Below are 13,011 nucleotides of genomic sequence, written 5' to 3' on the forward strand. Positions count from 1 at the left end.
CTCCGGTGGGCTTAGATCGCCTTCAGCGTCTCGTCGTCGGGTTCGTAACACTGTCCGCCCATCAACGCGTCCTGAATAGCGTCTTCGACCTCGTCGGGGGCCGCACCCGTTTCGTCGACGACTTCCGAGACGACCGTCGACCGGTCTGCACCGTCGCCGTCGTCGAGTTGATTCATCGTCTTGATAACCTGCGCCTGGACGTCGACATCCTCGTCCGGTTCGTCCTCGGATTCGGAGGCTTGCTCGGTATCCGTCTCCTCAGTGGACGACTGAGCGGCTTCCTCCGCCGCGGATTCTGCAGGCTCTTCTTCGTCGGGAACGTCGATATCCGCCGATCCCGGGTCGTCGACTTCGGCTCCGGTCGAGAACTCCGCACCGTACTCAGCCTCGAGCTCTTCGCGTTCTTCGTCGTCCATCTCGTACATCCCGTCGTCGAACCCCTCGCTATCGAAGTTGCCGAGGTCCTCGTCCTCGGAGCCGGTGTCCGACTCGATCGCTTCGGATGTCTCGATTCCCGAATTGACAGCAGTCGTTTCTTCAGACGCCATTTCGTCATCGTCCTCGAGGTCCGACTCGTCGTCCGATTCGAGAGTCGGTTCATCGTCTGTCTCGAGGGAGGGGTTGTCGCCCGCCGCGAAGCTCGTTTCTGACTGCTCAGTGGCGACGACATCGTCCGAATCGGTGCCGGCGACGTCGGCATCCTGATCTCCGTCTGGCTCGGTCGCAGCCGACCCGGTTGAATCCGAATCTACCTCTGCGGCCGGTTGTGTATCGGCATCAGTTTCGACGTCGCCATCCGAGTCGTCGTCCGCACGAACCGTGTCGGTTTCCTCGACTGATTCGTCGTCAGCGGACGAGGATAGCTCCGCGGACACGTCGGTTTCCTCCGGCTCGGAACCGTCCGCGGATCCCAGTAGTTCGTTGGACCCGACATCGCCGGACGAAGTGGACGCGGCGGTCGATGCTACTGCCGTCTCACTCTCGAGTGGTTCCTCAATTTCCTCAGTAGCCGTATCCGGTACCGCCGCCTGCATTGCTGAGATATCGAGTTCAACGGCGCAATCGGCCGCGATTTCCTCGAACGACCGGCTTTCCGGGTTCGTCTCGTTCGAGCGAACGCCGAACTCTTCGACTGCGTCTCGGTCACCGGCGATGACTTCCGCCGTTTCCAGGGCGCGTTCGCGCAAGCTCTCGAGATAGGTCGGTGTCGTTCCGTAGTGGTCTTGTGCGAGCGAGATTCCCTGTGCGAGGGGCTTGTCGACGCCCGCCTCGACGAGGGCATCGCGGAGGGTAGTGTCATAGGCATCGACTTCGGCGGCTCTCGCGTACGTGCCGATCCGGTCGATCGTCTGTTCGGCCGCACTGACGACCCAGCGGTCGCGCGTCTCCGCGTCGACGGCCGCGATGCTCTCTGGTCGGATCGAGGTGTAGACCTGATCCGAGTCGTCGGGCTGGAAGGTCCGTGCTTTCCCCGTTATCGCGACGAACTCGGGGGGCTCGAGCTGTTCCAAGGCGGCGAGTTCGTCGGGCTGATACTGGCCGGCGTAGACGACGAACGCACCCGTCGGGTCGACGACGCGGGCTCGGAGCATCTCGTCGTTAACCGACGTGATTTCCGTGAGTGTGCCGACGACGAACAAGCGGTTGAGCCGCGCGCCGGTCGGCGAAATCACGTAGTTCGGGGCGCGCTCCTCGTCGCTCTCGGCGTGTGAAAGCGTCGAATCGTCGAATTCGGCGGCGAACAGACGGTAGGCGATTTCCCGGTTCGGCGTCGGCGATTCGGCGCTCATGCTCGCACCTCCTCGAGGAAGCTACTCGCACGCACTGTCGGATCCGCAGCGCTCTCCTCGAACGTTTCCGCGTCGAGGTTAGCACCGTACTCGTCGACCGAGAGGTGACCCCGAACGGAATACTCGCGGCCGACGATTTTCTCGCGTATCGTGTCGGCCACGACTTCCTGGTCCATGGCTTCGCGAGCCTGCTCGAGGGCATCCTCGAGATCGCCGCCGTAGACCTGTTCGGTCAGCTCGTCGTCGAGGACGACGGTGACCGTTCCCGTTCCGTCGTCGAGAATCGCCTTCACGCGCAGATCGTCCTCGCCGTCGACGGAGCCGTGTGTTCGACACTGGCCCTTCTGGACGACACGATTGCACTCTGGACAGCGCTGAATCAGTCCGGAGCCGTCGCGAACGGCGATAACGTTGCCGACGAGTTCGACGTCGTAGACGCCGCCCGTCGCGACCGCCTCGCCGATTCCCATCGTCGTCGCGTCGCTCCCGACTTCAATCTCCGTCTCGAGACTCGAGACGACCGAAAATTCGGAGACGTTCACCTCCGGAACGCCGCGGAACTCCCGAACGTAGGCGTTCTCGATTCGAACGGAGGCTCCCGGTTCGATTTCGGGGTCGGGGGCCCAGCAGGTAAACGGAAGTCGGCCGGATTCGTCGCCGAGTACTCCGCTCTGGATCTCCGTCTCCCCGTCACGGCCGTCGATCGTTCGACGTTCGGATTCGACGATCTGGACGTCCACGGAAACGGCTCGATCGCCCGTCTGCAGGTCGGCTATCTGGGCGTCGCCGCCGATTTCGTAGGGGACCTCGAGCGATTCCTCGAGGAACGAAAGCGACGTGCTCTCACCGAGGTTGAGTTCGGGTTCGCCGTCCCACTCTCGCACGCCGGCGTTGCCGGCGGTGACCGTATCGCCTGCGGAGAGTCCGAAATCCTCCCAGGCGGTGTAGTCGATGGCGCCCGTCTCGTCGGCGAGGCGACCTTCGACGATGACGTGATCGTCGCCCTGGTAGCGGATCGATCGTTCGCCCGCGGTCAGGACGACGGCGGTGATCGTGACGTTGCCGTCGTCGGTCGTGATTTCCTCGATATCCTTCGACGATGGCGCGGACCCGCCGCCCGTATCGTCGCCGTATTTCCGGCGAAGGCTCTGTTTGGCTTCGTCGATCGGCACGCTGTACTCCACGAGATTCTGTAAGTCCGCTTTGACCTCCTCTTTGTCAATACCGAGATCGGAGGCAAGATCCTCGGCATGGTTGTCGAGTTCCATCATTGGGTATTTCGAGTGGGGGCCTCAAAAGCGTTCCCGCGTCAGGGTGAAAGTGAAACGCGGAGTCAAACGGCTCGAGACCGTGATGTTAGTAAGCTATTACCACGTTTGGTGATGACTCTCTTTTTTAACTGGTCGGGCGGCAGGGTCAGGGTCAAGCCCTTTATTACCTCCTTCCGTAACTCGGTTGATATCATGTCCGTAGAGACTGTCCCTTCATTGCGCTCGAATCGACCCGGAGGTTCCCGGTTACGGCTCGCCTTTTTCATCACGTGGTTCGCGGATTTGGTTGCATCCGTCCATCTCTTCCTCGTTCCGTACGCTCACGAACTCAACCCGATTACCGTCATGTTCTACGAATTCATCGGATTGCCCGGCGTCGTTCTCGCAGCCGTTACTTACGCAGTAGTCATCATCGCGGTCGGCTACGTTCTCTCGAGTCCGTTCGATGTCGGATTCGTCACCATCATCGTCTCTGCGTACGCGTTCTTCGCGAGCAACAACATCGTTCTGTTAGTCTTCCGTGAACCCTTGCTGGATATGATTATTATCTGAGAACGGGCGCGAGCGGATCTACATTTTACGAGATTCTAGACGAACGCGGGAGTCCACTTTCTGAATATTGCCTTTGAATAGTTGTTATATCAGGCTATACACAATCATTAACGCTTATGTACATAAGCGAATTAGCTTGTGTATGCGCTATCAAACCCTGCTCGAGCAACGGATCGATGACTGGGAGGACGGCCACGGCGTTGTCCAGATCGTTACCCCCGAATCGAGCGACGATACCGAACTCCGTTTTTGCTACTACAAGGACGGGGAGTTCGTCAATCGACCGCTCACCGTCGATCCGACGGCGGAGACCGCAGAGCGAACGGTCGAGGTCGTCGAGACCATGTCGAGTCTCGCACGGACGTTCACGCCGGACGAAATCGTTTCGCTCGTCGACGAACTCGGCGAAGACCGAGTCCTCGAACTGGCGGTGCTGATCGAGGAACTCGGGAGAAGCCGACTCGTCGAGATCCTCGAGGCCAGATCGTCGTAGACGACGGGCGAAAGTCGTACCGACCAATCCGGCGCACAGAGGTAGATTCAAGGGGGACGACGCGAGTTACACGTTCGTGACTACGCTCGAGCGAATCGCGGATACGTATGCGGAGACCGGCGAAGGGCCGCTGTGGCACCCAGAGGAACGCTGTCTTTACTGGGTGGATATCCCCGCAGGATTACTATATCGATACGAACCCGAAACGGGAGAGAATTCCGTCGTCTACGAGACCAACGATAGCTCGCCCCTCGGCGGGTTCACGATCGAGGCGGACGGCTCCCTACTCCTGTTCGAGCACGGGCAGGTCCGCCGCTGGGATCCACAATCGGGCGATCACGAAATCGTTCTCCGGATCGATGCGGAGACGCGGTTCAACGACGTCATCGCCGACCCCGAAGGCCGGGTCTTTTGCGGAACGATGCCCGGTTCTGAGGCCCTTGGCGATCTGTATCGCATCGACCCCGACGGCTCGACTCGGATCGTTATCGAGGATGTCGACATCCCAAACGGGATGGGTTTCTCGAGAGATCTCGAGACGTTCTTCTTTACGGAATCGGAGGCCCGCCGGATTTACGCGTTCGCGTACGATCGGGACACCGGTGAACTTTCTGACCAACGAATGTTCGTCGAAACGCCTGCGAACGACGGCGTTCCCGACGGAATGACCGTCGACAAATCGGGTGATGTCTGGTCGGCTCGCTGGAACGGCGACCGCGTCGTTCGGTACGACCCCGACGGAACTGCGGTGACGGAAATCGACGTTCCGGCACGGAAGGTTTCCTCGGTCACGTTCGGCGGCCCGGAGTACGAAGACTGCTACCTGACGACCGCACTCGACGGCGGAACGCGCGAGTCCGAAGGTGACGGGGCAGGGGCCCTGTTTCGCGTCCCTTCGACCGAGGTCGATGCCACAGGCGTTCCGGAGTTTCGGTCGCGGATCGGCCTCGAGTAAGCGAACGCGCTTGTGCCTGCGGCGAACGAGCGTGTTCTGGTGCGTATGGAACTCGCCGCAGCGCGAACCCGACACCTTATAGCGGCGGAAATTCGATCCCTTCGATCCGGAGGACCTCCGCCTCGACGTCTTCAACGAGCGCACCCCACCCGCCGATCGTGTAGAGCCCGTCTTCGGTGTCGAGAAACAGCGTTACCTGGCCGGCGAGTTCCGTGTAAGTAGGGCGGTGATTCGGAGCGAACTGTCCATTGCTGGTGATATGGGCGAGCGATCCCGTCACCTCGAGCAACTCGCCAGTGGTCGTATCGTGGCCGATAATCTGGACCGTTATCTCGGCGCTGTCGAAGAACAGGGGCGAAACGTCGTGGACGAATCCCTCGACGCTGACGTACGTTGGGGGATGGTTGCTTGAGACGTGTATCGATTCGTTCTGCGCCCAGAGACACGTAAGGAAGTACCAGTGGAGGATAAAAGAGAGGATTTCGTCGCCAATCGTCACGCCGTAGGGCTCATCGGCGTGAACGTTCGGCGAGAAGAAGACGTACAGCCGGTCGATTATCGCGAGAAACGGGCCCGGGATCGGACAGCGACGTACTTCGAGAACGTCATCGGGAACCGGAACGTCCGCATCTCCGGCGTCGTACACGCTGATCTGGACCAGAACGTCGCGTTCTTCGATCGCTGTCTCGATCGTCGACCGAAGTTCTCGAAGTTGCGACGGCGTGACCGCCAGTTCGATGGCAATCTCCGCCCTGGAAATCGCTTCTGCGGTGCGTCGAAGAATCGTCTCCTTTCGTTTGAGGACGCTCACGCGTGACTCCATCGGATCCGGTTGTTCCCACCGATCTTCGATTTCGTCAGCGGCGTCGGCGAGAATCTCGCTTTTGTTCCGCAATCGATCGAGAACGTCCATCGGTTCCCGCGGCCGAGTGTGAAGCCGATCACGTTCGATAGTTTCGACGAACCCCTGTTCCTCGAGCGCCCGAACGACGTCGTAAATTCGCGACGAGGAGACCGAGGAATGCTCGGCGATCCTGACGACGGGCGACGGTCCCAACTCGAGCAAGGTTAGATACGCATCGGCTTGCTGGCCGGTGAGTCCAGCTTCCTCGAGCGCCGTTTTGAGGGTATCCGTTTCCATGCACAGTACCCGTTCGCCCCCGACCAAAAATATTGCGTGCGTGATACGACGACCTCGATCGCTCCAGACCGGCAGTTTACGAGCGCTATTTCGAACGTTCGTTCTGAAATTCGTCAGCGGTTCCCGGTCGCCGCTGAGTCACGTCGGGAACTCCAACCCGGCGAACGCCGACTCATCGAACGTCGAACGACGTCGTTTCTCCGGCACACGAAACCTCGAACGTGCCCGATTCGACGGTCATTCGACCCCTCGAGTCGGTTACGGCGAGCGACTCGTTTGGAACGGTGATTCCAGCCGTCGCCGCCGCGCCGGGCTCGAGATCGACCGTCGTAAAGCCGACGTGTTCCCTGACGGGCCTCACCCGTGAACTCACGCGGTCCCGAAGGAAAAAATCGAGCGCTCGTGTTCCCGCCCGGTCGCCGACGTTCTCGACGGTGATTCGGGCGGTTACCGACTCCGCGGAGCCGATTTCATCGTTCCCGACCTCGAGATTCTCACAGGCGAACTCCGTGTAACTTTCTCCGTGACCGAACTCGTAAAGCGGGTCGTAGGTTTCGGGGTGTTCGTCGCTCCCGATCGGGGTCGGATGCGCGAGGTGGTTGAACCGCGTCGGTAGGTGACCCGTCGAGCGAGGCACGCTGATCGGCAACCGACCGGACGGGTTGCGTTTCCCGAATAGCACGTCGGAAACGGCGCGCCCGCCTTCGCTTCCCGGATAGTAGGATTGGACGATCGCGGGAACGTGTTCGTCCGCCCAGGGGATCGAAAGCGGACGCCCAGTAATCAACACCAGAACGGTCGGCGTCCCGGTTTTCCAAACCGCTTCGAGCAACTCCCGTTGTGCGGACGGTAACTCGAGTTGCGAACGGGTCGGATTCTCGCCGGTGGTTCCGACGAGTTCCTGCGGACCGAATTCGTGGAAGTACCAGTTCTCCCCGAGAGCGAGCACGGCCACGTCCGACCCTTCCGCACTACTGGACGCGGCCTCGAGGTCGACTACTTTGGTCGTCGTCGCGCCCTGTTCGTATCGAACCGTCGCGTCGGGTCCGACGGCCCGTTCGATTCCCTCTCGAACGGTCACGCCGGAATCGGGTTCGGGCTGTTGGACGCTCCAGCCGCCGTACTGGTTTCGAAGCGAATCCGCGTTCGGCCCCGCGACCAGAATCGAGTCGAGGTCCGGCGACAACGGGAGGAGATCCTCCTCGTTTTTCAACAGCGTTTGTGACTCGAGTGCGGCCTGATACGCCCGTTCTCGATGGTTGTCCGCCCCCAGAACCGACGTCTCTCGGTCAATGTCGACGTAGGGGTTTTCGAACAGATCGAGATTCTGTTTCAGTTCGAGGATCCGTCGAACCGCCTCGTTGATCCGTCCCTCCGAAAGTTCGCCGTCGTCGACGAGAGACACGAGGTGGTCGGCATACGCCCGTCGTCCGATTGAAATCTGATCCAGGCCGGCCTCGAGAGCCGTTCTCGCCGAATCGCGTTGTGACGCGGTAACGCGGTGATCCTCATGGAGCATGTCCACGCCGCCCCAGTCGGAGACCACGGCTCCGTCGAAGCCGAGTCGTTCCCGGAGAAGTTCGGTCAGGTACCGCCGCGAGCCGTGGGCCGGTTCGCCGTCAATCGAGTTGTAACACGGCATTACGAGCGAGCCGCCGGCGTCGATCGCTTCCCGAAACGGAGGGAGCAACTGCTGGTGGACGGTGGTTGGCGACCGATCAACGACGGCGGCATCCTCGCCGGCTTCCGGGTCGCCGTAGGCTGGGAAGTGTTTTACCGTCGCGGCAACTCGAGGCCCGTTTTCGGCGGACTCGAGGCCCCGAACGGTCGCCCCGGCGAACGCGCCACACAGGAGCGGGCTCTCTCCGTACGTTTCGAACGTTCGGCCCCAGCGCGGGTCCCTGGCAACGTCGCAGGTGGGTCCGTAGTTGACGTTCGCGCCGGTGGCTCGCATCTCGGTCGCCGTAATCGCCCCTGCGCCGAATGCGTGGTCGGTGTTTCGCGTCGCAGCGACGCCGAGTCCGTGGGGGAATATCGTCGCACCGTTTACGTACGCGTGGCCGTGAACGGCGTCGACGGGGAGCAAGAGCGGAATGCCGTGTTCAGTCTCCTCAAGTGCGGTCCGCTGGAGTTCGTTCGCCATCTTGGCCACGCGGACTGGGTCGTGATGGTTCGAAACGCCGATTCCGAACGCGGCGACCGTTCCGACGTGGGAGTCGATAACCATCTCCCGTGCGTCCTCGAGGCTGATATCTCGGTCCATCGATCCGACGTACGTTCCGACGAGCTGTCCGACTTTTTGCGGAAGGGACAACTCGTCAATCAATTCCTGAATACTGATGTCTCTCGACGCGGGGCTAACCTGCTGAGTCATACGACTGGTAATTGATTGCACGGCACATAAATTCGACGGACGAACAACCGCCGACCTTCGCCGGAATCGCTTCGAGCGACGCCGATCAATTCCGATCGCTATCGATCAGTCCGACCGCGCTGACCCGGCGGCTTGTTCGTCCTCGAGTGCTGGACTCGACCAGTACTCGTGGTCCTCGTCTTCGCGGAAGCAGGCGACCTCGTGGTCTGTGTCGACGTCGATCGGCTCCGGTTGTTCGCGCGGACACCACTCGCGAGCCTCTGGACAGCGCGTATGAAACCGACAGCCCGACGGCGGGTTCTTCGGATCCGGAATATCGATCCGTCGAACCGGCGGCTCGCTCGAGTCGGTTCCCGCACGGAGGTCGGGCGTGGCCCATCTAAGGACCTTCGTGTAGGGGTGTTTCGGATTGGATATTATCTCTTCGGCCGGTCCGATTTCGACGAGCTGGCCGAGGTACATAACGCCAATTCGACCCTCGCCGTGGGCGGCGAAGTACCGCGCGTTCGAGAGGTCGTGGGAGACGGCGACAAAAGAGGTGTCGAACTGATCCTGCAACTCGAGCATGAGGTCCATCATCTCGACGCGCAACGAGACGTCGAGCGCGCTGATCGCCTCGTCCGCGAGGATGAGGTCCGGATCCATCAACAGCGCCCTGACGAGTGCAACGCGCTGTTTTTCCCCGCCGGAAAGCTGGTGTGGATATCGTCCGGCGTAGTCTTTGGCCGGCGTCATGCCGACGCGCTCGAGCATCGACAGGACTTCCCGCCGTCGATCTCCCGCGCTCATCCCCGACTGCCACCGCTTTAACGGTGCCTCGAGGATCTTCAGCACGCGCCGATTGGGATTGAGCGAACTCCCCGGATCCTGATGGATGATCTGGAGCGAGCGCCGTATATCGGCGTAGGAAATCTCGACGTCGCCGCGCCCGTCTTTCGCGTCCCAGATGTCCTGGCCGCGATAACGGACGCTCCCACCGGTCGGCCGCTGGAGACCGATTGCGGTTTTGCCGAGGGTCGTTTTCCCACACCCGGACTCGCCGACGAGTGCCACCACGTCGTTTTGCTCGATATCGAGGCTGACGCCGTCGACGGCCCGGACGACATCCGGATCGCCGAAATCGAGTAAGCCAGTGCTCTCCTCGAAGTGGACTTCGACGCCCTCGAGCGAGACGAGGTGTTGATCGCTCCCGCTCATTGGTCACCACCGTCCGTTTCCGCACGATTCTCTGCTTGCTGGGGTTCGGGTTCGCTCGAGTCCGCCGTTCTCTCGTCTGGTAGACGCTCACCCTCCTTATCGGTTTGTGGGCAATCTTCCGCCGCCTCCACCTCCACGTTAAACGGAATCGCGTCCGGAGCGTCCTGCCAGTGATAGCAGGCAACACTGTGTTCGTCGGAAACGGCCTGAAACGCAGGGTCCGAGGCGACGCACTCGTCGTCCGCGAGCGGACACCGGGGGTTGTACGAACAGCCCGACGGCACGTCGACCGGGTCGGGTGCCGCCCCCTCGATCGGGCGCATCTCCTCGAGCGGGGCGTCGAGGTTCGGCGTCGCGTTCAACAGCGACCGCGTGTAGGGGTGGGAACCCCGCCGGAGGATTTCCTCCGTAGCCCCGATTTCGACGAGTTCGAACGCGTACATCACGGCGAGTCGATCCGCCAGTTCCGCGACCAGCGGGAGGTCGTGCGTGATGAAGATCAGCGTCAGGTCGTACTTTTCTTTGAGCGACTCGAGCAACGAGAGGATCGACCGTTGCATCAGTAAGTCGAGCGCGGCGGTCGGCTCGTCCATGACGAGGACGTCCGGTTCCAACACCAGCGAGAGCGCGATGAGCGCCCGCTGTTTCATCCCGCCGCTGAGTTCGTGGGGATACGATGGGAGGACGCGATCCGGATCGAGGTACAGATCCTCGAGCAGTTCTCGAGCGCGGTCCATTCCGGCTCCGATATCGTAGTCGTGAGCCTCGATCGTTTCCTCGAAGTGCGCGCCGACCTCCATCGTCGGGTTGAACGAACTCATCGCTCCCTGGAACACCATCGAAATGTCCTCCCAGCGGTGTTTGAGTAGTTCCCGTTCGCTGAGCTCGAGCACGTCGACGGGGTGGCCGTCCGCCGGGTGGTACGTTACCTGACCCGACAGAACGCCGGGGTCGACGACGGCGTCTAACATCGCGGACGCGAGCATGGATTTGCCGCTCCCGCTCTCGCCGACGATCCCGAGCACCTCGTTTCGCTGGATGTCGAGGGTGACGTTGTCGAGAACGCGGGAGACTCCGCGATCCATCTCGAAGACGACCTCCGCGTCCCGGAGCTCGATGACCGGGTCGGCCGTCTCGTACAGTGCTCGATCGTGTTGTGATCGTTCGTACGTACTCATTGTGGAACTCGTGGCGTGTCGTCATCGGCGTCTTCTGTCGGTTCGGTTCGTCCGCTCTGGCGCGTCCGAACGCGCGGATTGAACAGGCGGTCCGTCCCCTGTGCGAACAGAATCAGGCCGAACGAAAGCACGATGATCGGAATCATCGGGATGATCAGCATGTACGTCGTCGCCGGGTTGTACAGCGCTCCCGCCGTTTGGTAGGCGAGGTTCATCATCACGCCCCAGTTTTCGACGGTCTGGAACGAGAGGATGCCCAGAAAGTACAGCGCGACGCTGTCGTAGATGACCCGACGAGCCGAGTAGACGAAGTTGACGGTGATGTACGGCATCAGATTCGGCAGGATGTCTTTCTGTATCACCCTCGGCGTACTGATCCCCATCGTTCGGGAGGCTTCGACGTAGGAGTGCTCGCGGAGCGTCAACACCTGCGAGTGAATCGTTCGCGCGATTCCGGCCCAGACGTTGATCGTGATGATGATTCCGATGAACCAGGGGTTCTGCGGATTGATCAGCACGACCAGGACGATCACCAGCGGCAGTCCGGGAATCGTCATGGCCACGTCGCTGATCGTCATGAGGATTCGTTCGGTCGTCCCGCCTTTGTAGCCGGCGACCGTCCCGACTGCAGTCGCCATCACGGTCGCGAACACGGCACCCGCGAGGATCATCTGTAACATCATCGGCGTCGCGTGGACGACTCCGGCGAGGATGTCGCGACCCTGATTGTCCGTGCCGAGCAGGTGGTCCGAGCTCTCGAACGGTTGCAGGGACTGTGGCCCCTGATTCGAGATCGGTTCCTCGAGGATCGTCACGTTCTCGAGAACCCAGAACGTCGAGGACGAAACCCAGGCGAGAGCAGCCATGGCGATGAACCCGAGAATGATCGTCAGCCCGACTTTCATCCGCCAGTCTTCCCAAGCGATCGAGAACGGTTCTCGAACCGCCTCCTGAAACCACTCACCGTACCGTTGTCGTCGACTGATCTGGGTGAGCTCGGCGGTGGCGAACATCTCGCCACCGTCCGTCTGGGGCTCTCGATCCCTCTCAGTAGGACTCACTGTCATCACCCGATTTGATCCGCGGATCCAGTTTGCTGTAGGTCGCATCGCCGACGAACAAGGCGATGACGACGGCCACCGTGATAACCAGGAACGTCCCCATCATCAGGGGCATATCCTGGTACTCGATGGCCTGATACATGTAGTAGCCGATACCGGGATACTGGAAGAGTTCCTCGAGAATGATCGAACCGCCGAACATGAACCCGATCGAAATGAGGAGACTCGTGTACATCGGAAGCACGGCGTTGCGACCGACGTACCGCAGGGCGATTCGCCTGTCGGAGAGGCCACGGAGGCGAGCGACGCGCACGTAGTCCTCCCCGAGTACCTGGATGCTGTTGCCGCGCATCGCGAGGGCGGTCAGGCCGTACACTGTCAGTACGAAGGATGCCGCAGGGAGAATCGCGTGGTGAAAGGAGCCGACGATGAACTGGATGGTAAACCCGGGTTCGACGACCGCAGGGTACCGACCCCGTGCGGGGAAGATCGACGTCCTGTTTCCGAGGTACGCGATGAACAACACGGCGGCGACGTAGTACGGGATCGACGTCGTCAGTATCGCGACCCCGGTCTGAGAGATGTCGAACCTGGTTCCTTCTTTGTAGGCCATCATCGCCCCGAGCGAGAGCGCCAGCCCGAAGGTGAGTAGCGTGCTGATCGCCATGAGGAATATCGTCCACGGGAGCGCCTCCGCCAGAATCGTGGCGACGTCCCTGTTTAGATACACCGAATGGCCGAAATCCCCACGAACGAGCCCGCCCATGTACTGCAGGTAGGCCTCGTGAATCGGCGCGTTCGGATCGATGTTGATCCGGTGCTGTACCTGTTCTCTGATCACTTCCGCCGGAACGTCCGAGCCCTGGCTTTCGTGGATTCGCGCGACGATGATATCCTCCGCTCCGCCGGGCATCAGTCGAATCAGGCCGAACGAGACCGTCGCGACGGCCCAGACGGTAAACACCGACTGTCCAGTCCGTTTGAGCACCCAATTCATAG

Annotated in this window: 11 protein-coding genes; 3 read left to right on the forward strand and 8 right to left on the reverse strand. The window is 61.2% G+C overall.

All coding sequences use genetic code 11. The features are described from left to right. Positions 1 to 11: 11 nt before the first annotated feature. Together ACYQ14_RS01300 and ACYQ14_RS01305 are read right to left on the reverse strand one after the other, a co-directional pair. Positions 12 to 1,790, reverse strand: coding sequence for an RPA family protein (locus ACYQ14_RS01300; RefSeq protein ID WP_459884058.1), 1,779 nt, complete (start codon positions 1,788 to 1,790; stop codon positions 12 to 14). After that, positions 1,787 to 3,058: a Single-stranded DNA binding protein gene (locus ACYQ14_RS01305; protein WP_283838905.1), complete on the reverse strand. Its 1,272-nt coding sequence runs from the start codon at positions 3,056 to 3,058 to the stop codon at positions 1,787 to 1,789. Before ACYQ14_RS01305 ends, ACYQ14_RS01300 begins: the two co-directional genes overlap by 4 nt. A gap of 195 nt (positions 3,059 to 3,253) precedes the next feature. On the opposite strand from ACYQ14_RS01305, the gene ACYQ14_RS01310 reads away from it, so the two are divergent. From ACYQ14_RS01310 to ACYQ14_RS01320, 3 genes are all read left to right on the forward strand, one after another. After that, positions 3,254 to 3,613 (forward strand): hypothetical protein, encoded by a 360-nt coding sequence (locus tag ACYQ14_RS01310; protein WP_459884060.1) that lies wholly within the window; start codon positions 3,254 to 3,256, stop codon positions 3,611 to 3,613. 142 nt (positions 3,614 to 3,755) lie between these two features. Continuing rightward, positions 3,756 to 4,106 carry a DUF8109 family protein gene (locus ACYQ14_RS01315; protein WP_283838903.1) on the forward strand — a complete coding sequence of 117 codons (351 nt, stop codon included), beginning with the start codon at positions 3,756 to 3,758 and terminating at the stop codon, positions 4,104 to 4,106. Between the two features lie 76 nt (positions 4,107 to 4,182). Continuing rightward, on the forward strand, positions 4,183 to 5,061 hold the full coding sequence (locus ACYQ14_RS01320) for an SMP-30/gluconolactonase/LRE family protein (protein ID WP_459884063.1): 879 nt from the start codon (positions 4,183 to 4,185) through the stop codon (positions 5,059 to 5,061). Positions 5,062 to 5,137: 76 nt separating this feature from the next. Here ACYQ14_RS01320 and ACYQ14_RS01325 read toward each other — a convergent pair whose 3' ends face one another. From ACYQ14_RS01325 to ACYQ14_RS01350, 6 genes are all read right to left on the reverse strand, one after another. Beyond that, the gene (locus tag ACYQ14_RS01325) at positions 5,138 to 6,202 is read right to left on the reverse strand and encodes a TrmB family transcriptional regulator (RefSeq protein WP_459884066.1); all 1,065 of its coding nucleotides are present in this window, start codon (positions 6,200 to 6,202) and stop codon (positions 5,138 to 5,140) included. Positions 6,203 to 6,374: 172 nt separating this feature from the next. Beyond that, positions 6,375 to 8,576, reverse strand: coding sequence for a glycoside hydrolase family 3 N-terminal domain-containing protein (locus tag ACYQ14_RS01330; RefSeq protein ID WP_459884068.1), 2,202 nt, complete (start codon positions 8,574 to 8,576; stop codon positions 6,375 to 6,377). Positions 8,577 to 8,681: 105 nt separating this feature from the next. Continuing rightward, on the reverse strand, positions 8,682 to 9,773 hold the full coding sequence (locus ACYQ14_RS01335) for an ABC transporter ATP-binding protein (protein ID WP_459884071.1): 1,092 nt from the start codon (positions 9,771 to 9,773) through the stop codon (positions 8,682 to 8,684). Beyond that, the gene (locus tag ACYQ14_RS01340) at positions 9,770 to 10,951 is read right to left on the reverse strand and encodes an ABC transporter ATP-binding protein (protein WP_459884074.1); all 1,182 of its coding nucleotides are present in this window, start codon (positions 10,949 to 10,951) and stop codon (positions 9,770 to 9,772) included. Before ACYQ14_RS01340 ends, ACYQ14_RS01335 begins: the two co-directional genes overlap by 4 nt. Beyond that, positions 10,948 to 12,018 (reverse strand): ABC transporter permease, encoded by a 1,071-nt coding sequence (locus ACYQ14_RS01345; RefSeq protein WP_459884077.1) that lies wholly within the window; start codon positions 12,016 to 12,018, stop codon positions 10,948 to 10,950. Before ACYQ14_RS01345 ends, ACYQ14_RS01340 begins: the two co-directional genes overlap by 4 nt. Further along, positions 11,999 to 13,009 carry an ABC transporter permease gene (locus tag ACYQ14_RS01350; RefSeq protein ID WP_459884080.1) on the reverse strand — a complete coding sequence of 337 codons (1,011 nt, stop codon included), beginning with the start codon at positions 13,007 to 13,009 and terminating at the stop codon, positions 11,999 to 12,001. The genes ACYQ14_RS01345 and ACYQ14_RS01350 overlap by 20 nt, the downstream gene beginning before the upstream one ends. Positions 13,010 to 13,011: the final 2 nt, after the last annotated feature.

The organism is Halostagnicola bangensis (genome assembly GCF_054653435.1).